The organism is Thalassovita aquimarina, assembly GCF_018219815.1.
Taxonomy (GTDB): Bacteria; Pseudomonadota; Alphaproteobacteria; order Rhodobacterales; family Rhodobacteraceae; genus Thalassobius; species Thalassobius aquimarinus.
Genome location: NZ_JADMKU010000005.1, coordinates 66,563 through 88,045, shown reverse-complemented (window position 1 = coordinate 88,045; position 21,483 = coordinate 66,563). Strand labels below are relative to the sequence as shown.

General features: G+C 61.4%; 20 protein-coding genes. 11 read left to right on the top strand and 9 right to left on the bottom strand.

Features of this window, described 5'->3' with window-relative positions; genetic code table 11:
- Positions 1–9: 9 nt before the first annotated feature.
- The 4 genes from IT775_RS07480 to IT775_RS07465 all read right to left on the bottom strand — a co-directional run bounded on the left by IT775_RS07480 (position 10) and on the right by IT775_RS07465 (position 4,607).
- Positions 10–1,767: a KpsE/RkpR family capsule polysaccharide export protein gene (locus IT775_RS07480; protein WP_212700469.1), complete on the bottom strand. Its 1,758-nt coding sequence runs from the start codon at positions 1,765–1,767 to the stop codon at positions 10–12.
- Positions 1,745–2,404, bottom strand: coding sequence for an ABC transporter ATP-binding protein (locus IT775_RS07475; protein ID WP_212700468.1), 660 nt, complete (start codon positions 2,402–2,404; stop codon positions 1,745–1,747). The genes IT775_RS07480 and IT775_RS07475 overlap by 23 nt, the downstream gene beginning before the upstream one ends.
- A gap of 186 nt (positions 2,405–2,590) precedes the next feature.
- Positions 2,591–3,838, bottom strand: coding sequence for a Na+/H+ antiporter NhaA (locus IT775_RS07470; RefSeq protein ID WP_212700467.1), 1,248 nt, complete (start codon positions 3,836–3,838; stop codon positions 2,591–2,593).
- A 157-nt stretch (positions 3,839–3,995) separates the two neighbouring features.
- Positions 3,996–4,607: a uracil-DNA glycosylase family protein gene (locus tag IT775_RS07465; RefSeq protein ID WP_212700466.1), complete on the bottom strand. Its 612-nt coding sequence runs from the start codon at positions 4,605–4,607 to the stop codon at positions 3,996–3,998.
- 94 nt (positions 4,608–4,701) lie between these two features.
- On the opposite strand from IT775_RS07465, the gene IT775_RS07460 reads away from it, so the two are divergent.
- The 11 genes from IT775_RS07460 (at position 4,702) to IT775_RS07410 (ending at position 15,754) form a co-directional block, all read left to right on the top strand.
- Entirely contained in the window at positions 4,702–5,493 is a 792-nt protein-coding gene (locus IT775_RS07460; RefSeq protein WP_212700465.1) for an SseB family protein, read from the top strand.
- A gap of 300 nt (positions 5,494–5,793) precedes the next feature.
- Positions 5,794–6,909 (top strand): MHYT domain-containing protein, encoded by a 1,116-nt coding sequence (locus IT775_RS07455; protein ID WP_212700464.1) that lies wholly within the window; start codon positions 5,794–5,796, stop codon positions 6,907–6,909.
- A gap of 113 nt (positions 6,910–7,022) precedes the next feature.
- Entirely contained in the window at positions 7,023–7,877 is an 855-nt protein-coding gene (locus tag IT775_RS07450; protein ID WP_212700463.1) for an FAD binding domain-containing protein, read from the top strand.
- Positions 7,878–7,889: 12 nt separating this feature from the next.
- Positions 7,890–8,384 (top strand): (2Fe-2S)-binding protein, encoded by a 495-nt coding sequence (locus IT775_RS07445; protein WP_212700462.1) that lies wholly within the window; start codon positions 7,890–7,892, stop codon positions 8,382–8,384.
- Complete coding sequence (locus IT775_RS07440; protein ID WP_212700461.1) at positions 8,381–10,807, top strand: aerobic carbon-monoxide dehydrogenase large subunit; 2,427 nt, start codon at positions 8,381–8,383, stop codon at positions 10,805–10,807. The genes IT775_RS07445 and IT775_RS07440 overlap by 4 nt, the downstream gene beginning before the upstream one ends.
- Before the next feature lie 44 nt (positions 10,808–10,851).
- Positions 10,852–11,727: an AAA family ATPase gene (locus tag IT775_RS07435; protein WP_212700460.1), complete on the top strand. Its 876-nt coding sequence runs from the start codon at positions 10,852–10,854 to the stop codon at positions 11,725–11,727.
- Positions 11,724–12,905, top strand: coding sequence for a vWA domain-containing protein (locus IT775_RS07430; RefSeq protein WP_212700459.1), 1,182 nt, complete (start codon positions 11,724–11,726; stop codon positions 12,903–12,905). Before IT775_RS07435 ends, IT775_RS07430 begins: the two co-directional genes overlap by 4 nt.
- Positions 12,902–13,681 (top strand): XdhC family protein, encoded by a 780-nt coding sequence (locus tag IT775_RS07425; RefSeq protein WP_212700458.1) that lies wholly within the window; start codon positions 12,902–12,904, stop codon positions 13,679–13,681. The genes IT775_RS07430 and IT775_RS07425 overlap by 4 nt, the downstream gene beginning before the upstream one ends.
- A complete protein-coding gene (locus IT775_RS07420; protein WP_212700457.1) occupies positions 13,674–14,282 on the top strand; it encodes a nucleotidyltransferase family protein in 609 nt (202 codons plus the stop codon). Before IT775_RS07425 ends, IT775_RS07420 begins: the two co-directional genes overlap by 8 nt.
- 110 nt (positions 14,283–14,392) lie before the next feature.
- Complete coding sequence (locus tag IT775_RS07415; RefSeq protein ID WP_212700456.1) at positions 14,393–14,848, top strand: SRPBCC family protein; 456 nt, start codon at positions 14,393–14,395, stop codon at positions 14,846–14,848.
- Positions 14,849–15,229: 381 nt separating this feature from the next.
- Positions 15,230–15,754, top strand: coding sequence for an XdhC family protein (locus IT775_RS07410; protein ID WP_212700455.1), 525 nt, complete (start codon positions 15,230–15,232; stop codon positions 15,752–15,754).
- 250 nt (positions 15,755–16,004) lie between these two features.
- Here IT775_RS07410 and IT775_RS07405 read toward each other — a convergent pair whose 3' ends face one another.
- From IT775_RS07405 to mreC, 5 genes are read right to left on the bottom strand one after another with little or no spacing between them, the layout of a single operon-like run.
- On the bottom strand, positions 16,005–16,937 hold the full coding sequence (locus IT775_RS07405; RefSeq protein ID WP_212700454.1) for a 2-hydroxyacid dehydrogenase: 933 nt from the start codon (positions 16,935–16,937) through the stop codon (positions 16,005–16,007).
- A gap of 3 nt (positions 16,938–16,940) precedes the next feature.
- A complete protein-coding gene (rodA, locus tag IT775_RS07400) occupies positions 16,941–18,080 on the bottom strand; it encodes a rod shape-determining protein RodA (protein ID WP_212700453.1) in 1,140 nt (379 codons plus the stop codon).
- Complete coding sequence (gene mrdA, locus IT775_RS07395) at positions 18,077–20,020, bottom strand: penicillin-binding protein 2 (RefSeq protein WP_212700452.1); 1,944 nt, start codon at positions 20,018–20,020, stop codon at positions 18,077–18,079. The genes rodA and mrdA overlap by 4 nt, the downstream gene beginning before the upstream one ends.
- A complete protein-coding gene (locus IT775_RS07390; protein WP_212700451.1) occupies positions 20,017–20,556 on the bottom strand; it encodes a rod shape-determining protein MreD in 540 nt (179 codons plus the stop codon). Before IT775_RS07390 ends, mrdA begins: the two co-directional genes overlap by 4 nt.
- Positions 20,549–21,481, bottom strand: coding sequence for a rod shape-determining protein MreC (gene mreC, locus IT775_RS07385; protein WP_212700450.1), 933 nt, complete (start codon positions 21,479–21,481; stop codon positions 20,549–20,551). Before mreC ends, IT775_RS07390 begins: the two co-directional genes overlap by 8 nt.
- Between the last annotated feature and the right edge of the window lie 2 nt (positions 21,482–21,483).

The window sequence follows — 21,483 nt, the reverse complement described above, 5'->3', positions numbered from 1 at the left end:
GGGGCGCGGTCAGGACGAAACCTGTTCGCGCAGGATAGACGCAGTGAGCGACACCATCAGGTACACCCCCGACAGCACGAGAAACGCCAAGATGGTGTTTTCGAAAGCGCGCGGATAGGTGGCGTCGTCCGGTGCCACCGGGCGTACCGAGGTTGTCAGGTAGCGCACCTGGCGGTTGGCCTCCAGAGCGGTCTGCTTTTCGTTTTGCAGCGCCGATTGCAGGAACAGGTCCGCCGTGGCCAGATCGGCCTGCGCCATCTGGATCTGCGCCGCCTTGGCCGCCAGGGATGTATCGCCGTTTGCGGCTTCGTTCAGGCGCGATTTCTGCTTTTCCAGTTCCGCCCGCAGCAGCCGGGTTTCGGTTTCCAGCGCCTGCACCTTCGACCGGTTCGGCCGGGCGTTGTTCAGCTGGGTCTGCAATTGCAGATCCTTGTCCTGCAGTTGCATTTCCACGTTGTTGATCAGCGCCCGGATGCTGGCCATTTCGCCCTCGGGATCCAAGAGCGTTCCTTCCTGCAGCTTGACCAGACGTTCCTGCGCTTCGCGGCGTTCTTGTTTGGCCATTTCCAGGCTGGCGCGGGCTTCGCGCATCTGGTCTTCGCGCTTGCGGCGGGACAGTTCGTCGACCCGTTCCTCGGCATAGGAAATCAGGTGTTCGGAAAAGGCGGCGCTGGTCTGCGGATCGGCGGCGATCACTTCCATCCGGACGACGCCCTCGGTCGGGTCATAGCCGATTTTCACGTTGCGCTTGTAGATCTTGTAGGCGGCTTCATCCGATGCATCCGGCGGCAGCCGCTTGATCGGGTCGATATGGTCCTGCGTGTAATGCGCCTTGTAGCCCATGTCCTGATCCAGCCGTTTCATCGCATCGCGCGACATCAGGTAACTTTGCACCGCGATGGCGTCCTGATTGGTGGCGAACTGGGTGCCCGACAACAGCCCGCCCAGGGCCGATCCGCCGGTGGCGTCGGCTTCGAGGATCAGGAATTCCGACTTGGTGGCGTAAAGCGGCGTCGCGACGAAGTAGTAGTACCAGCCGACAAGGAGCGTCGGCAGGAAGATGAAGAAAGCCAGCCGGGTCAAGAGCAGCGTCAGCTTGCGCCGCCGCCGCCGCTCGATGTCCCTCTGGATATCCATGATCTCGGCATTGCGCCGTTCGGCCGGGCTGACCTCGGTCGACGGCAGGGTCTGCCCCTGCGGCGGCACCGTTTGCGGCAGCTGGGTCTTGGCGGGTTTTGCCGGCGGCTTGGCCTGCTGTTCGTTGTCGTTTCCCTGCGGCACGACCAGTTCCAGCATGGTTGAACGCTTGAACGGATCGATCCCGTTGGCGCGCAGCAACCGGACGGCATCGAAATCCGATGTCGGGGCCAGCCCGCGCTTCTGCGCCACGCGCCGGGCCATGCGCAGCTGTTGCCCGGTCAGGCCTTCGTTTCGGATGGCATCGATTTCCTGATCGACGCTGGTTTCCAAGGCAGAGGAAACCAGGCCCTCGATGGTCTTGCCATCGGCCGCGCGTTCGGGCCGTTTCGGGCGGCCGGGAACCTGTGCCTGCGGGCGCCGCGGAACCGGGGCCGCGGCGGTGGCCTGCGACCGGGAGCGGACGTCGGAGAGGTAGCTGCGGGTCGGCTGGCCGGGGGCGGCCGGGCGCGGGGCCGCGTCGGATTGCGGTTCCTGCGGCGCTCCGTCCTGGCGCGACTCGGCCGAGGCGCCGGCCGGGTGGGTGCTGCGCCGGATGCGGAATTTCTTAGCCTTGGGTTTCGTAGTCATAGAGCTGTTTCGCCTCTTCCAAGGTGTCAAACATATGCAGCTTGCCATTCGACAGAACGGCGGCTGAACGGGCAAATTTTTCCAGCGTCGCGGGCTGGTGCGAAACGATGATAACCGTGGTTGTGCGCAGCCTGTCGCGCAGGATGTCACCGGCTTTGCGGTTGAACTCGACATCGGTCGAACCCGGCATGCCTTCGTCGATCAGGTAGATGTCGAAATCCAGCGCCAGCAGCAACGAAAAGGAAAACCGCGCCTTCATCCCCGAGCTGTATGTGCCCAGCGGCTGGTCGAAATATTCGTCCAATCCGCAAAGCCAGCGGCAGAACGCTTCGACATAGTCGGGATCGAGACCGTAAAGCCGGGCGATGTAGCGGCTGTTTTCCATCGCCGAATGCTTGTTGATCACGCCGCCCATGAACCCCAGCGGGAAAGATACCCGGCAGCCCCTGCGGATCTGGCCTTCGTCGGGTTTTTCAAGCCCGGCCATCATGTTGATCAAAGTGGTCTTGCCGGTGCCGTTCGGGGCCAGAATGCCAAGCGATTGTCCCAGTTCCACGCGGAAAGACACGCGGTCAAGGATCACCTTGCGCTGCGTGCCGGTCCAGAAGGACTTGCTGACATTCTCGAATTCGAGCATTTCGCTCCGGCTCTCCTCTCGATCCCCGCTTGGGGCCTTGTTCCGAAACAATGTTACTTGTTCGTTAACGTCTAGGCGCGGGTTTAGCTATAGATATGCCACGGGGGGGGAGGCAAAATTAAGGCCAAATATAGAAAAACCGGCACCTTTTGGCGCCGGTTTCCCAGAATTGTTTCCGTTTTCGGTTCAGAGTTCTTGCTTGCTCACTCGGCAAACCTTGCCTGCGATCACCGAAATGATGGCGGCGGCGAAGCTGAACAAGGCGCCCATCTTCGCGGCGTCCTGAACCGCGCCACCCGGGAAGGCGACCGAGGCCACGAACAGCGACACGGTGAAACCGATCGCGGCGACGCAGCCGATCACCAGAAGGTCGATCGTGCGCATCCCCCGCGGCAGGCCAAGGCGCAGCACATGCGCCCCGAGGATGCCGAAGATCAGGATGCCGACCGGTTTGCCGATCAGCAGCCCGCCAAGCACCAGCCAGGTCGGTTCGGAAATCGACGAAAACTCCACCCCGGCATTGAGTAGGCCGAAGAAGAACAAGATCACCTCGACCGGGTGTTTCAGCGCGTGTTCGATATGGTTCAGCAGGTCGGTCAGGTACTGTTCCGCCTCGCTGAAGATCCCGAAGGCGCGGTCGGCATGCGGAATGGTGGGAACGATCGGCAGCAGGCCCAGAGCAGGGTGAATGCCCGCTTCCTGGAACCCGTACCAGCTGGCCGCGCCGGCGATCAGATAGGGCCAGAAGCCGACCTTCGCGCGCATCCATGTCGATACCGGGCGGTCCTGGTTGCCACGGTCCAGATAGCGCGGCAGCCAGTTCGCCAGCACGAAAACCGCGATCGCCGCGCCCAGTGACAACAAAAGCCATTGCGGTGCCAGGTCGCCCGACGGGTAAAAGATGGCCAGAATGATCAGCCCCGCCGCATCGTCGGCGATCGCCAGCAGCAGCAGGAACCGCACCGCCGGGTGGCCGGCGCCAAAGACCAGCCGGCCGACGAGGTAGGAAAAGGCGATGTCGGTGGCGGTCGGGATCGCCCAACCGTTTTGAACGTCGGTATAGGTGTCGGGCCAGATGAAAAAGGCCATGCCCAGGTAAACCGCGATCGGGCCCAGCATGCCCCCGGCGGTAGCGAAAAGCGGTGTCGCCGCCTTCTTGCCGCGCAGCGATCCGTTCTTCAGGATGATCGCTTCCCAGACTTCCTTGGCGGCGATGGCGAAGAAGAAGGCCATCAGCACGTCGTTGATCAGGTAGTGCAGGGTCAGCGTCCGGTGCCCGTCATGCAGGCTTCCGATCGGGGCATCTTCCCACAGCTTCAAGTGGACGATCTCATGATAGCTGTGCGGGTCGACATTCGCCCAGATCAGGGCGGTTACCGCGCCAAAGATCAACAGTAGCGAGTAGTTGGTCAGAAAGTTCCAGACGCGATACATAAGCTCTCCATGTCCTTGGCCGTGAATTGGCGCGAGAACTAGGCCATTTAGAGCGGGTGAGCAAGGTTGCGACTTGCGAAATTGGTCGAATTTCTTCGCCAGTTCAGAACATTTCGGCTTCTGAGCCACCAGGGCACGCGGCAGCGGGTTTTAGGGCTTAAGGATTGGCCGGATTGCCGGAAGGTGTTGTCGCCATCACGGTGCTGACCGCCCGTTTCAGTTCCGGCAGCAATTCTGTCTCGAACCAGGGGTTCTTGCGCAGCCACCCGGTGTTGCGCCACGACGGGTGAGGCAGCACGAACACTCCCGGCGCATGGGCGCGCCAGTTGCGCACGGTTTCGGTCAGGTTGGTCTTCACCCCCAGATGGTTGCGATGGGCATAGGCGCCGACGAGAATCCTGAGCCGCAGCTTCGGCAGCGCAGCCATCACCCTGTCCTGCCAAGTATGTGCGCAGATCGGCGGCGGCGGCAGGTCGGAACGTTTCGCATTGTAGCCGGGGAAGCAGAAGGCGGCGGGAACACAGGCGATCCGGTCCAGATCATAGAAGTCATCGGAACTGACCCCCATCCAGTCGCGCAGCCGGTCACCGGACCGGTCGAAGAACGGCTTTCGGGCGTCATGCACGCGCATTCCCGGCGCCTGTCCCGCGATCAGAATTCGCGCCGAGGGGCGGAACCACGGCACCGGGCGTGGCGCATGACTGGTCGCGGTGGCCGCGAAACGATCGGCGCAAAGCCGGCAGGCGGCGATTTCCTTTGTCAGCTCCATGCGGTTTTCCTCGGCGGCGGCCCTTCTTGCTGCGGTTTGGTCTTGCCCATAGATGGGGTGCGCGATACCGCAGGGCAACCCGGAGGGAAAAGCGATGACAGAGCTGACTGCACTGGATGCCGCCCATGCGGCGATGGCGGAGAATGAAGGTAACGAGGCCGCGCGCCTGCGGTTCTACGAGCGCTTGGCCGACAGCGAATTGTTCCTGTTGCTGAGCGAGGAACCGGTAGACGAAAACGTGTCGCCGGAACTGTTCGAGCTGTCCGATCATTCCTTCGTGCTGGTATTCGACCGCGAAGACCGGCTGGCGCAATTCGTCGGTGGCCCGGCGCCTTACGCGGCGCTGTCGGGGCGGGTGATCGCCGGGTTGCTGGCCGGGCAGGGCATCGGACTGGGCGTCAACCTCGAAATCGCGCCATCGTCGATCCTGATCCCGCCCGAGGCGGTGACCTGGCTGTCCGAAACGCTGGGCCACGCGCCGGACGAGGCCGAGGCGCGGATTGAGGAAATCGGCCGGCCCTCGGGATTGCCCGAGGAGATGCTGGCGGCGATTGACGCGAAACTGGTCACCGCGACCGGGCTGGCGCATTTGGCCTACCTGGCGGCGGCGACCTACGAGGGCGGGGCGCGCAATCACCTGCTGGCCTTCGTCGACGCGGTGCCGGGCGCCGAGGACGCGCTGGCCAAGGCGGTGTCCGAGGCGCTGACCTTTTCGGGCATCGAGGCCGGGGCGCTGGATGTGAGCTTCGTGCGCGCCAGCGATCCGCTGGCGGCGAAACTGGCGCAATGGGGGCTTCGCTTCGATCTGCCGCAGCCCGAAGAGGTGCAGGAACTGGGCCGGACAGCGCCCGGATCGGACCCGGACAAGCCGCCGATCCTGCGCTGAGCGCGCGCCTGTGGAATGTCAGATGACTTTAATCTTCTCGTCAAAAACTGACCCGAATATGCCATGATGCGCTTGCGGAAAATGTCCGCTATGAGCCCAAAATTGACCGATGCTGCAAAGCGCCTGTATGTCTTCTATTCGAACATTGCATTTAGGTTTTTGCAGCTTTGGTTCCTTTGCCGAAGGGATTTGGGTCATTTAGGATTGTGGCAGTCTCTGACCGCGTTCCAAGGCAAACAATGGAAGCCGTGCAAACAGCATTGTTTGCAAAACGCTTGAGTCTTGGTCATCCTCTGCATCATGGAATTTCTGACCGTCAACCATAGCAGTTTCCTGATCGTGATGTCCTGCGTCGTCGCGCTTGTCGCTGGGTTCACCGGTCTTTCGCTGACCCGCGATCTGTCAGAGAAACCGATGTTTCAGAAAAAGGCTTCGATCGCGCTTGCCGCCGTCGCTTTGGGAGGCGGGATCTGGGCGATGCATTTTGTGGCCATGCTGGGTTTGAAGCTGCCGATTCTGTTCTACTATGATGCAGCGATCACGCTGGTGTCGGCTCTGTCTGCGATCCTTCTTGTTGGCGCGGCCCTGATCCTTTTGCATTTCGCTGACCGCACACCGTTCATCATTTCGCTTGCGGGCGGCATTGTCGGGACAGGCGTTCTGGTCATGCACTACATTGGCATGGCCGGTTTGGAGTTGTGCCGCACCGTCTACGCGACGTCGGGTGTTGTCTATTCTTCCTTTGTGGCCATTGGACTGTGCATTCTTGCCTTCTGGATCGCCTATGGAAAACGCACGAACCGCAACATCGTGCTCGGGACGATTTGCTTTGCGGTTGCGGTGTGCTCCGTGCACTTTCTGGCGATTGCAGAAACCAATTTTGTGCAAGAGCCCAACGTTGCCGAATTTGGCCCCTCCATGAGCAATGAAACCTTGGCGCTTGGTGTGATCTTCTTCAGTTTCGTGATCTTCGGGGCGTGTCTCTGGGTGAGCGTGACTTATCTGGTCGCGCCCGGATCAGAAGAGGAGCGTCAGGAAGCTCAGCCCACACCGGAACTGAAGGCGGATCTACAGATCCCCTGCGAAGCGGACGGCAGCAAGGTCTTTGTCAGGGCAAGGGACGTGATGTTCGTACGTGCCGATGGGCATTACACGCAGATCTATACCAAGCACGAACGGCTGTTCTGTGTCTGGCCTATCACCGTGGCCTCCGAGCGCCTCTTGCCGATGGGATTTTTGCAAACGCATCGCAGCTACATGGTCAACCCTGCCCGTGTCTCCCGTTTTGAACGGACCAAAGACAAGGGGCGCTGTCTGTTCGATGGGGGCGATCTGCCGCCCGCACCCGTGAGCCGTTCCAAACTGAAGGTGGTTCAAGATGTGCTTGCGTCGCAGGGCGGCGCAATTGGTGCGTGAGCGCGCGCATTTCGTGCAAAAGACCTGTGTTTCATTGAATTTCTGATGCCTGCGCATGCCGCTGTATGCAGTCTTTCTCCAATACTGAACATTCGCTTTAGGGAGGAGAGCCGATGATTCCAGCGGCATTTGAATATCACCGTCCTCAGGACATGGCCGGAGTATTGGCTGTTCTTGAGGAGCATGGCGACGACGCACGCGTCATGGCGGGCGGGCACAGCTTGATCCCCATGATGAAACTACGCATGGCCGATGTGCCCCATTTGATCGACCTGCAGGATGTCGGCGGTATGTCGGATATTGACGTCAGCGCCGACACCATTCGGATCGGCGCAATGGTCACGCAGGCCGATATCATCGACCACGCTGGTCTGGCGGATGCCGCCCCGATCCTGCGCGAGGCCGCCCTGCAAATCGCTGATCCTCAGGTCCGTTACATGGGCACCGTCGGTGGCAACGTCGCCAATGGCGATCCGGGCAATGACATGCCGGGGCTGATGCAATGCCTTGATGCGATGTTCACCGTGGTCGGGCCGGATGGCGAGCGTGATATCCCCGCGCGGGAGTTTTACGAGGCCGCCTATATGACCGCACGCGAGGATGAAGAAGTACTGACCGCCGTCACCATCCCCGCGCCCAAGGGTGGCTACGCCTACGAAAAGCAAAAGCGCAAGATCGGGGACTATGCGACTGCTGCTGCCGCAGTGCAGATCGTCAAGGACGGTGGCAATTGCGCCAGCGCTTCCATTGCGATGACAAACCTCAGCGACACGCCGGTTTATTCCGAGGACGCCAGCAACGCGCTGGTGGGCACATCGGTGGATGCCGCCGCAGTTGATGCGGCAGTGGCTGCGATGCTGGGTGATATCGACCCGACCGAGGACAACCGCGGCCCCGTCGCATTCAAGAACCATGTGGCTGGCGTCATCCTGCGCCGCGCTATCGAGCGCGCCTGGTCGCGGGCGTAGGAGAAACACACCATGTCAAAGAAAATGCACATCAAGCTGAACGTGAACGGCAAGGACGAAGAATTCCTGGCCGAACCGCGCGAACTGTTGATCTATACGCTGCGCGAGCGGCTGAACATCACCGGGCCGCACATTGGATGCGAAACATCCCATTGCGGGGCCTGCACTGTCACCATCAACGGCAAGTCCGTGAAATCCTGCACGATGTTTGTCGCTCAGGCCAATGGGGCCGAGGTGACAACAATCGAAGGCATCGGCGGCCCTGATGATCTGCACCCGCTGCAGACCGCGTTCAAAGAGCATCACGGCCTACAGTGCGGCTATTGCACGCCTGGGATGATCACCCGCGCCACGAAATTGCTGGAAGAGAACCCGAATCCGACCGAGGAAGAAATCCGCTTTGGTATGGCGGGTAACCTGTGCCGCTGCACCGGTTATCAGAACATTGTGAAATCCATTCAGGCCGCCGCGGCTGAAATGAATGCAGCCAAGGAGGCCGCGGAATGAAGGACGAAATCACACGCGAAGAACGGGTCGACAACCTCAAGGGTATGGGCTGCTCGCGCAAGCGGGTGGAAGATGCCCGGTTTACCCAAGGCAAAGGCAACTACGTCGATGACATCAAGCTGGACGGCATGCTGTTTGGCGACTTTGTCCGCTCGCCTTATGCGCATGCGCGGATTAAGAATATCGACACGGCTGCCGCGTTGGAAGTGCCGGGCGTTCTGGCCGTTCTGACCGCCGCCGATCTGGAGCCGCTGGGCCTGCACTGGATGCCGACGCTGGCTGGCGACAAACAGATGGTGCTGGCAGATGGCAAGGCGCTGTTTCAGGGTCAGGAAGTGGCCTTCGTCGTGGCCGAAGATCGCTATGCCGCCGCCGACGGCATCGAGTTGGTCGAGGTTGAGTACGAAGAACTTCCCGTGATCGTTGACCCGTTCGAAGCGCTGAAATCCGATGTGGTTCTGCGCGAAGACTTGGTTGGCGAAGATGGGGCCATCCCTGATGGCGCACACGGGCCGCGCAAGCACCCCAACCACATTTTCACATGGGAGGCAGGCGACAAAGACCCCACCGAAGAGGTCATTGCGAATGCAGAGGTCGTGGCCGAAGAGTCCATGTACTATCATCGCACTCATCCATGCCCGCTCGAAACATGCGGCTGTGTGGCGTCGATGGATAAGGTCAACGGCAAGCTGACGCTTTGGGGCACGTTCCAGGCGCCGCATGCGATCCGCACAGTCGTCAGCCTGATTTCCGGCATCGAAGAGCACAACATCCGTGTGATCTCGCCCGATATTGGCGGTGGGTTCGGCAACAAGGTCGGCGCTTATCCGGGCTACGTCTGTTCGGTCGTGGCGTCCATCGTCACGGGCAAGCCTGTGAAGTGGATCGAAGACCGGATGGACAATCTGATGACCACTGCCTTTGCGCGGGATTATCATATGACCGGCAAGATCAGCGCCACCAAGGACGGCAAGATCACCGGGCTGCACTGCCACGTCACTGCCGACCACGGCGGATTTGACGCCTGCGCGGACCCGACCAAGTTCCCGGCCGGGTTCATGAACATCTGCACCGGGTCCTACGACATCCCGACCGCCTATCTGGAGGTCGATGGCGTCTACACCAACAAGGCCCCAGGCGGTGTCAGCTATCGCTGTTCGTTCCGCGTGACCGAGGCTGTGTATTTCATCGAACGCATGATCGAAGTGCTTGCGATTGAGTTGAACATGGACGCGGCAGAGCTGCGGCGGATCAACTTTATCAAGAAGGAACAGTTTCCGTACACAGCGGCCCTCGGCTGGGAATATGACAGCGGCGACTACCACACCGCTTGGGACAAGGCGCTGAAGACCGTCGATTATGACGGGCTAAGGGCCGAACAGGCGCAACGTGTCGAAGACTTCAAGGCAGGGAAAACCCGCAAGTTGATGGGGATCGGGCTTAGTTTCTTCACTGAAATCGTGGGCGCTGGCCCGGTGAAGAACTGCGACATCCTCGGGCTTGGCATGTTCGACAGCTGCGAAATCCGCATCCACCCGACCGGGTCTGCGATTGCGCGACTTGGGACTATTTCGCAAGGTCAGGGCCATGCGACAACCTTCGCGCAGATTCTCGCCTCTGAGATTGGCCTGCCTGCCGACAGCATCACGATCGAGGAAGGCGATACCGACACGGCACCCTATGGCCTTGGCACCTACGGGTCGCGTTCCACCCCTGTTGCGGGTGCTGCGACAGCAATGGCAGGGCGTAAAATCCGCGCCAAAGCACAAATGATCGCGGCCTACCTGCTCGAAGTCCATGACAACGACGTGGAGTTCGATGTGGATCGCTTCGTGGTCAAAGGCGCGCCTGAGAAGTTCAAGACGATGAAGGAAATCGCCTTCGCTGCCTACAACCAAGCCATCCCGGGGATCGAGCCAGGTCTGGAAGCGGTCAGTTACTACGACCCGCCCAACATGACCTATCCGTTCGGAGCATATGTCTGCGTGATGGACATCGACGTTGATACCGGCGTGCCGGAAATCCGCCGCTTCTATGCGCTGGATGACTGCGGGACTCGCATCAATCCTATGATCATCGAAGGACAGGTGCATGGCGGCCTCACCGAAGCGCTTGCCGTCGCATTGGGACAAGAGATTGCCTACGACGACATGGGCAACGTGAAGACGGGTACGCTGATGGACTTCTTCCTGCCGACCGCGTGGGAAGTTCCGAACTACGAAACAGACTTCACCGTGACACCAAGCCCGCATCACCCCATTGGGGCGAAGGGCGTGGGCGAAAGTCCGCACGTCGGCGGCGTGCCATGTTTCTCCAACGCGGTGCAGGATGCGTTCCGCCCGTTTGGCAACCGGCATACCAACATGCCGCATGACCACTGGCGGATTTGGCGCACAGCCAATGAGCTGGGCCTGCACGATTGATCCCAATGATAGGGCGGGATTCTCCCCGCCCTACGGAGCCCCCCATGACTTGGACAGACTTGAAAACGGCCCTTGCGGGCGAAGGCTATGTTGCCTCAGACGATCTGGCTGTGGCACTACAACTTGCCCTGTCGCTCGGCCGCCCATTGTTGCTTGAAGGCGCAGCTGGCGTCGGCAAGACAGAAATTGCGCGCACGTTGTCAGCCGTCAAAGACACCCAGTTGATCCGGCTTCAATGTTACGAGGGTCTCGATGCCGCGCAGGCGATTTATGAATGGAACTACCAACGTCAGCTTCTGAGCATCCGCGCGGCGGCGGAAGGTGGCGAAACGGGCAAGGCTGTCGAAGACCGGATTTTTTCGCGCGACTTCCTGCTGGAACGCCCATTGCTGGCTGCCATTATCCAAGACAAACCACCGGTGTTGCTGATCGATGAAATCGACCGCGCCGATGAAGAATTTGAGGCCTACCTTCTGGAGATCCTTTCCGATTTTCAGGTCTCCATCCCCGAGCTTGGCACTATCAAGGCCACAACACGGCCAATCGTGATCCTGACGTCCAACGGCACCCGGGATCTGTCTGACGCATTGCGCCGCCGCTGCCTTTATACCTACGTGGAATACCCGGACCGGGCAACCGAACTGGCAATCCTCAGGGCCCGCTGTCCCGACGTCGAGACGCGGCTGGCCGATCAGATCGTGGGTTTTGTGCAAAAGCTGCGCGAGGAAGACCTAGAGAAAACCCCCGGCGTGGCAGAGATGCTGGATTTTGCCGCAGCGTTGATGGGCCTCGGCATCGCCGATTTGACCGACAACCCGGCGGTACTGCAATCGACGCTGACGACGATGCTGAAAACCCAAAGCGATCAGGCTCAGATCACGCCAGAGGTGTCGGGGCGCATCGCAGGCAAGGCCGCATGAGCCGTGTGACGAAATTTGCCGGACGTGACCCCGGGCCAGCCGCGCGTGTCGCTGGGTTTATTGCTCATTTGCGCGACAATGGGCTGCGTCTTGGCGTGGCAGAAGCCGATCTGGCGATGACAGTCTTGAGTGAGGTAGATGCCGTCCGTCCCGATGAAAGCCGCCGCGCGCTCCGCGCCGTCTGCACTGGCTGCAAGGAGGAAGCAGAACGGTTTGACGATCTATTCGACAGCTACTGGATGGACATGGGCCGGGTGAGGCAGAAAGTGATCCCGACTCCATCAACGTCCGTCAGCGTTGACGTTCATTCATCACGGGATGCCAAAGGTGAAGACGCAGGTGCCTCCGGATCGACCACTGCCCCTGACGACCATGACGGGGAGGCGGACAGCGATGGGACCGGAAAGTTAATCGCCACCGAACAACGCAACCTCAACCGGCGCGACCTGCGCGACCTTGTCCGGCCCGAAGAAATTGCCGAGGCCGAGGACGTCGCGCGCCGCATCGGGGCCGCTTTGCGCGACAAGCGATCTCGCCGTCGCATTGCCGCGCGCAAAGGCGACAGGCTGCATTTCCGCAGGATCATTCGCAACAGCCTCGCCACCGGCGGGGAGCCGCTGCGCCTGCTGCGAAAGAAGCGCCTGGACCGGACGCGCAAGATCGTAGCGCTTTGTGATGTCTCCGGATCCATGTCCGTCTACAGCCGGGTTTTTCTGGCCTTCCTCGCTGGCCTGATGCGGGCTGATACGGCGGCGGATGCCTATCTGTTCCACACCCGCCTTGTACGCATCACAGAGGCGCTGCGCGACAAGGACGCGATGCGCGCGATTGGCCGGATGTCACTGATGGCCGATGGGTTTGGCGGGGGGTCAAAGATTGGCCCGTCGCTGATGCGTTTTGCCGATACCTATGCCAAACGCTTTGTCGATGGGCGTAGCGTCGTGCTGATCCTTTCGGACGGCTACGACACCGAAGCGCCCGAGATGATCGCTGCTGCTTTGGAAAAGCTACGCAAACGTGGCTGTAAGGTGATCTGGCTGAACCCGTTAAAGGGTTGGGCTGACTACGCACCCGTGGCTGAAGGTATGGCAGCGGCCTTGCCGTATCTGGATGCGTTCAAAGCGGCGAACACCCTGGGTGATCTTGCGTCACTCGAACAAGAGCTGGACAGAGTATGACCCCGTCTGAAATCCTCTCAACCGATCTGGCCGAAGCCGCGCAGGCGCTGCGCGACAAGGACGAACCCTTTGCCTTTGCCACCATCGTGCGCACGGCCGGGTCCACAGCGGCCAAACCGGGTGCCAAGGCTCTGCTCAGCGCAGATGGGACAATTCTGCAAGGCTGGCTCGGCGGCGGCTGCACCCGTGGCGCAGTCAAACGCGCCGCCCTACAGGCGTTGCAAAACGGCACCCCGCAACTTGTGTCCGTTGCACCTGAGGACTTGCTGGCCGAAAAGGGCGTGGTTGCTGGCGACAAAGTAGACGGCACGCGATTTGCCCGCAACGGCTGCCCCTCGCGCGGTACGGTAGACATCTTCATCGAACCCTGCTTGCCGTCACCTCAACTCGTTGTCATGGGCGCATCGCCCGTTGCGCAGGCGCTCAGTGCACTTGCCCCACAGTTTCACTGGTCGGTGTCTTCGACCCCGGGGCAGGACAAGCCGCACCAGCCGTGCTTTGTCGTTGTTGCCACTCAAGGACAAGGCGATCTTGAAGCCCTGAAGGCCGCGCTGAGCGTACAAACGACCTATGTGGCCTTCGTCGGAAGCCGCAGAAAGTACGCCTCACTCGCCGAAAAACTTGCCACCGCCGGATTTGAACAATCCGCTATCGACCGAATTCAGGCCCCGGCTGGCCTTGATTTGGGCGCGGTAACGCCTGAGGAAATCGCCCTGTCCATATTGGCGCAACTGGTCCAGGACCGACGCGCGGCGGTGAAGCAGACCGATGCCTGATGTCACCGCAATCATACTGGCCGCAGGGCTTTCGCGTCGCATGGGAGAGCGGAACAAACTGCTCCTGCCAGTGAGTGACATCCTGATGATCCGGCATATGATTGATACCTACAGCGCTGCGACCGCTGGGCGCGTGGTGGTGGTTACGGGACATCAGGCGACGGAGGTTGAGGCCGCACTCGCAGGCAGTGGCGTCAAGACGGTTTTCAACGCGAACTATGCCCAGGGTCAGCGCACGTCGGTCGCTTGCGGGCTGCGTGCGGCAGGCGATGCGGATAAAGTTCTGATCGGTCTGGGGGGCCAACTGCTTTTGATAGCCCATGATATCCGCGACTTGCTTGCGGCATATGCGGCAGCAGACACTTCGCGTATCTCCATTCCGGCGGTTGATCAGCAACGCGGCAATCCGATCGTGGTTCCCACAAACTTGCGCGCACGGCTTCTTGCGGACCCCAGATCACCGGGCTGTAAAAAGTTCACCCGCGCTCACCCTGAACATGCCCAGTTTCACGCATTGGCCTCACCTGGCTTCAATACGGATGTGGACACACCCGAGGCCTTTGCCGCGCTCAAGGCAGGCAAGCTGGAGGAAATCACATGAAAGCCATTCGAAAGATCGCCGCACGTCTGCGCCGAAAATTCGCGCTCACGCCCGAACAGGCCGACCATCTGGCCACCATCAAATTTCCCTGTTGCTAAAAAGGACATCCCATGGAACTGGCAGACGAAATCGTCATCAACGCACCAAAAGAGCAGGTCTACGCAGCGCTCAACGACCCTGAGGTTCTCAAGCAATGCATTCCCGGCTGTGAAGAGTTGATCAAGTACTCAGACACCGAACTAGAGGCAAAGGTCGTTCTGAAAGTCGGGCCAGTGAAGGCCAAGTTCAGCGGTGACGTGCAACTTGACACCGCAGGCGCGCCGGATGCGTTTTCGCTGACCGGGCAGGGTAATGGCGGTGCGGCTGGACACGCTAAGGGCGGAGCAGATGTAACGCTCACAGCCGACGGGCCAGACACGACGATCCTGCGCTATGAGGCAAAGGCTGACATCGGCGGAAAGCTGGCCCAACTGGGCAGCCGCCTGATCCAAAGCACCGCGAAAAAGCTGGCGGCCAAATTCTTCAAATCCTTCGCTGATGTGGTCAATGAAGACGCAACCGCCTAGCGATCTCATCTACGCTGAGCACGCGTCAGACACCATTGTAAAGGGGGCTGAGCTTGCACAAGCATCTCGACCCTTTGCTTTGATCACACCTCTGGCAATCGAGGGCGGGGCCGCCCGAGAATTGGGCTCGCTTGCGCTTGTGGAGGGAACGGGTCAGATGACAGGCTACCTGTAAAATGGGTGTATTGACCGCGACATTCAGCATCACGCAGTAGAAGCTCTGCAGTCAAAGCGCAAGAAACTGATCCGATATGGTGATGGGGGTTCCCCTATGCGGACCTGAAACTGCCCTGTGGCGGTGCCCTGACCGTTCTGATTGACCCCCCAACGGACACAGAGGCGATCGTACAGACCGCCGCCCGCTTCGCCGCACACCAGACGGTGACGCTGACGTTTCACGGGCAGGATGACACACAGGCAGAATTGTCGCGGATCTTCATCTACGCCCCATGTCATCGTTTGGTGCAGGCAGGGCGCGGCGCGATTTTTCGGTCCATAGAGCAGATTGGCCACGCAATGTGCTATGACGTGCAACTGCTTTCACCCGACACCGAAGACCTTGCTGCGATTGGCCATCTGGCGAGCACCGCACCAACGCACCTGACAACCCCCGACACTGTACATGAACTGGACATGTTTGATGCCCATTCCGCGTTCCTGACATTATTTCATGACCACGACTGGAAACCCTGGCTGTTATGCACTGCACTCAAAACATCAGCGCGCTTTATTGGAAGTCTGGGAAGCCGCCGCGCCCATGACCTGCGACGAGAATCTCTTCGCCAACTGGACATCCCTGAGGAGAGCCTGGCTCGATTGCGAGGACCCATTGGCTTGCTGCCGTCCTTGCGGGATGCTTCATCAACCTCAGTATCGGCAATGGCTGAAATAGTGGCGGCATTTTAAAATACTGCCTCGCAACCTCGTGCTGTGCGAATGGGGAAAGCAGACATTGGGTCAACTTGAGCAAATGGCCGCTTCGTCCCGCATAGCCGACAATGGGCTAGAAATGCCTGACGTTTGGGATTTGCATGCCTGACGCGGCGCATTGGAAGGATTCAGAAAATCTGGCTGATCGAGGTAACGGTTCGTGCTGTTCGACATCGCCGCACCTTGCGGCGCACCTCGCGACGCCGCCCGTCAGGGCGGAGGCGCCTCAATAGCCCAGTTCGCGGTCGACCAGGTGCAGGAAGGGTTCCCCCGCCTCGCCGCGGCGGATGTTTTCGGCGATCACTTCCGAGGCGGTGTCGGGCCGGGTTTCCGAAGCGATGTGCGGCGTCACCGTGACGCTGGGGTGACCCCAGTAGCGGTGATCGGCGGGCAGCGGTTCGACCCGGAACACATCGAGCGTCGCATGACCGATCTGCCCGGTGCCAAGCGCGTTCAGCAACGCCTCGTCATCGATCAGCTGGCCGCGGCCGGGATTGATCACCATCGCGCCCTCGGGCATCCAGCCGATGCTTTCGGCATTCAGCACGTTTTCCGTGGCCGCGGTGAAGGGCAGCAGCAGCACCAGGATATCGGCCTTTTCCAGCGCCTCTTTCAGTCCGTCTTCGCCATGATGGCAGGCGATGCCGTCGATCCGTTTCGGGCTGCGGCTCCAGCCGCTGACCGGGAAGCCGAGCCCGGCCAGAGCCTGCGCACAGGCGCTGCCCAGCTCGCCCAGCCCCAGCACAGTCACCCGCCGGTCGCGCGCCAGGGGCGGTACCTTGGGCAGCCAGTCGCCGTCCTGGTGGCGCAGGTTGAAATCGATGTCCAGGTGGTGGCGCAGCACATGGCCGGTTACCCATTCCATCATGCCCTGCCGCAACCCGAAATCGACCATCCGTGCCAGCGGGATCTTCAGCGTTTCGTTGCCGGTGATCGCCTCGACCCCGGCCCAGAGGTTCAGCACCGCCTTGGCGCGGCTGTAGGGGGTGAAATCCTGCAGCCAGCTGGACGGCGCATAGACGATGTAATCCACCTCTTCGGGCGGCATATCGCGCGACAGTACGGCGTCGACCCCGGCCGCCCGGATCGCCTTGTCCAGCGGGTCCTTGTAGATGTCCCACTGGGTTTCGTCATGGGCGAACAGGACGTTGACGGTCATCTTTTACCTCGGTCTGTGAATATGCGCGCTCTGAACCAACCCGAAAGCGGCCAGAAGCACAAGCATCGCCGACCCGCCATAGCTGACCAGCGGCAGCGGCACCCCCACCACCGGCGCCATTCCCATCACCATCGACATGTTGACGGAAAAGAACAGGAAGAAGGTCACCGCGATGCCCAGCGTCAGCAGCGACGAAAACCGGTCCTTGTTCGACAGCGCCGAAGAAATGCAGAAGACGATGATTAGCAGGTACAGCGTCAGCAGCGAAAAGGCGCCAAGGAAGCCGAATTCCTCGGCCAGGGTGGTGAAGATGAAATCGGTATGTTTTTCAGGCAGGAAGTTCAGCCGCGACTGCGTTCCCTGCATGAAACCGCGTCCGGCCCAGCCGCCCGAGCCAAGCGCGATCTTGGACTGGGTGATATGATATCCCGCGCCCAGCGGATCGCTCGATGGATCGAGGAAAGTATCGATCCTCCTGTACTGGTAATCCTTCAACAGCTGCCAGGCGGTGCCACGGGATTGGAACACGGCGGTGACCAATCCCACCGCCATGCCGATCACGGCGGCGAAATAGCCCCAATGCACGCCGGCAAAGAACATCATCGACGCCCCGGCGAAGACCAGCAGCAGCGAGGTGCCCAGATCGGGCTGTTTCAGCACCAGGAAGGTGGGCAGCATGATCAGAACCACCGGCACCACGACCCAGACCGGCCGCGACACCCGTTTTACCGGCAGCCAGTCGTAATAGGCCGCCAGCAGCATCACCAGCGTGATCTTGGCCAGTTCCGAAGGCTGCAGCCGCATGAAGCCAAGGTCGATCCAGCGTTGCGCCCCCATGCCGACGGATCCGAACAGTTCCACGAAGATCAGCAGCAACAGTGATCCCAGATAGGCGACCCCGGCCACGTTGCGCCAAAACCAGATCGGCACCATCCCGATGATCACCATCACCACCATGCCGAGAGCAAAGCGTTTCATCTGCGGTTCGGCCCAGGGCGTGAAGGACCCGCCCGCCACCGAATAGAGCATCAGGAAACCGAAGCCTGCCACCGCCGTCAGCAGCAACGCCAGCGGCCAGTTGAGATACAGCAGTTTGCGCAGGCCCGTCGGGACGCTCTTGACGGTATATTCAAGATAGCTCATGCGCGGTCCCGCCCGTTGTCGAGGATCTCGTGCCGCTCGCGGCGCAGCCTTTCCTGCTGCGCCTTGACCCGGGACCGGTCGGCTTTGGGATAGGCTTCCAGGGGCGGATCGCCGTCATAGAGCGCCTGCAGCGTAACGTCGCGCGCGATCGGGGCCGCCGCCGTCGATCCGCCGCCACCATGTTCCACCACCACCGCGACCGCGAATTTCGGATCGCGGAAGGGGGCGAAGTTCACGAACAGGGCGTGGTCGCGACGTTCCCAGGGCAGGTCCTTGTTGCGGGTTACACCGCGGGCGCGTTCGGCTGCGGTGATGTTGCGGACCTGGCTGGTGCCGGTCTTGCCGGCCATGCGGAAGGCGTCTTCGATGATGCGCGAGCGATAGGCGGTGCCGCGGCGGTTGTTCGATACCTCGTACATCGCCTTGCGCACGTCCCGCAGCAGCCCGTTGCCGACATTCAGCGGATCTCCGCCGCGAATTGGTTGCTCGATCCCGTCGATGGTCTTGATCAGTCGCGGTTCTACCGCGCGTCCGGTCGCCAAGCGGGCGCTCATCACCGCCAGCTGCAAAGGCGAGGCCAGCACGAAGCCCTGCCCGATCGCGGCATTGGCGGTGTCGCCGACCAGCCATTGCTGATCGTAGGTTTCCTGTTTCCACGCCTTGGTGGGCGCGCGGCCTCGCGCCACCGCCGACATCGGGATGTCGAAGCGTTGCCCCAGCCCCAACTGCTGCGCAATGGCCGAGATTTTTTCGATCCCGACCCGCATGGCGATGTCGTAATAATAGACGTCGCAGCTTTCCCTGAGCGAGGTTTCCAGGTCGACATGGCCGTGACCGACGCGTTTCCAGCAATGGAAGCGCCGATTGGAAATTTCGACATGGCCGGGGCAGTAAACGGTTTCTTCCGGCGTGATCACCCCGGCATCCAGCGCCGCCAGCGCGGTCACCATCTTGAAGGTCGACCCGGGCGGGTACAGCCCCTGAACCGTCTTGTTGGCGAGCGGCCGATAGGGGTTTTCGGTCAGCGCCTTGTAATCGGCCACCGAAATGCCGCGCACAAAAAGGTTCGGGTCGAAGGACGGCGCCGAAGCGCAGGCCAGGATATCGCCGCTTTCGCAATCCAGAATGACCACGGCGGCGCTTTCCTGACCCAGCCGGGCCTGAACGTAATTCTGCAACCGGTGATCGAGGGTCAGTTGCAGGTTGGTGCCGGGCTGGCCTTCGCGCCGGCTCAATTCGCGCATTTCCCGGCCCGCCGCGTTGACTTCGATCCGCTTGGCACCGGCCTTGCCGCGCAACTGGTCTTCCAGCTTGGCCTCGATCCCGACCTTGCCGATCTGGAACCGGGGAATGCGCAGCAACTGGTCGGGGTCGTCGATCTTGGACAGGTCGTAATCGGACACCGGGCCAACATAGCCGGTGACGTGGGCGAAATCCCGGCCCAGCGGGTAATGCCGCGACAGGCCGACCTCGGGCGTGATCCCGGGCAGGGCCGGGGCGTTGACCGCGACGCGGCTGATCGCTTCCCAGCTCACGCGGTCGGCGATGGTCACCGGCAGGAACGGCGCGCTGCGCTTCATTTCGACCAATGCGCGGTTGAGGTCCTCTTCCTCCAGTTCGACCAGCGCCGACAGGCGGCGGATCACCTCGTCCACGTCGCCGGCATCTTCGCGCACCATGGTCAGCCGGTAGCTGGGTTCGTTCTTGGCGATGACCGCGCCGTGACGGTCGAAGATTTCGCCGCGCGCCGGTGCGATCAGGCGGATATTGATCCGGTTTTCCTCCGCCAGCAGGCGGAATTCATCGGCCTGATCGACTTGCAGATAGCGCATCCTGAGCGCCAGCAAACCGCCGAAACCGATCTGCGCGCCGCCCAGAAGAAGGGCGCGGCGGCTGATCCTGCGCGCGCTGTCGGCGCTTTCGCGGGTGGAACGCTTCATAGCCCGGCCCTCAACGCTTCGGCGTCATTGGCGGCGATCCGGCGCACCCCGAACAGCGAATGCGACACTGCAGCGACCAGCGGATAGGCGATGATCGTCATGATCAGTTGCACCAGCGTCAGCCCCATCGGCGATTGCGGGATCAGCAGAACGGCCAGCACCATGCGGTCGCTCAGCATCAGCACGATCAGCATCACCGAAACCGTCAGCCATTCCACGAGGAAGGTCTGGTCTCGCAGGCTGCGCGATCGCCTTTTCAGCGCTTCGACGGCCAGCACGGTCAGCGCCGCCAGCAGGCCGGGAGGACGCTGGAACAGAAAATCGCCGAGCAGGAAGTTGGAGGCGACCAGAAAGGCGGGCAGGTAATCGGGGCGGCGTACGGCCCAGGCGAAGGTGATCAGGATCAGCAGATCCGGTCCGGTCCAGCGCCGCGGCGTGGTTTCCAGCGGCAGGAGCTGAAAGAAAATGATCGCCAACGCCAGCAAGACGTAGGCCAGCCGCATTCCCCATCGCCGCGTGGTCAGCGCCTCACTCATCGCTGGCGCCCTCCAGCGTGACATCTTCATCCTGCAGGCCGGCTCCGGCGGTGGCCAGCGGCGCGCCTTCGGGGATGATCAGGGCGCCGGTTTCGGTGATCGCCTCGGTTCCCGGGTTGCGCAGAACCCGCAGGAATTCCAACCGTTCGTAATCTGCGGCCAGGCGCACGCGCATGCGCCCGTCGGGATCCTTCGCGACCTGACCTACAAGCAGCCCCGACGGGAACACTCCGCCGTCTCCCGATGACACTACCCGGTCGCCGGGGCGTACCAGATCGGGGTCTTCGAGGAAGGTGATCGGCGGCGCGGCGGTATTGTCGCCCATGATCATCGCCTGCTGGTCCGAGGGCTGGATCGTCACCGGGATGCGGCTTGAGGTATCGGTCAGCAGTATCACCCGCGACGTGGTCTGGCCAACGCCGGAAATCCGGCCCACCAACCCGATCCCGTCCATCGTGGCCCAGCCGTCGACGATTCCGTCGCGCGCGCCCACGTTCAGTAGCACCGATTGCCGGAACGGCGATCCGCTGTCCGCCAGCACCACGCCGGTGACATAGGTCAGCCGCGGGTCCAGACGCACGTTGTTCAGATCCAGCAGCCGCGCGTTTTCCTGTTCCAGCTGCAGCGCGGCCTCTTTCCAGGCCTTCATCTGTTGCAATTCACGGCGCAATTCGCGGTTCTGGTCGACGATGCGCTGATAGGACTGGAAATCGCGGATCAGGTTCACCGCGCCGGTGACCGGCGCCATCGCCCAGTCGAAGCTGGGCACCACCTTGTCGATCACCTGCGCGCGGAACCGTTCCACCCGCGGGCTGTCGATGCGCCAGACCAGGAACACCCCGATCAGGCACAGGACCAGCAGCCCTGTCAGCAACCGCTTCAGGGGGCCGAGATAGTCTTCGCCCTGTGATCTGTCTTTCGCCAAGC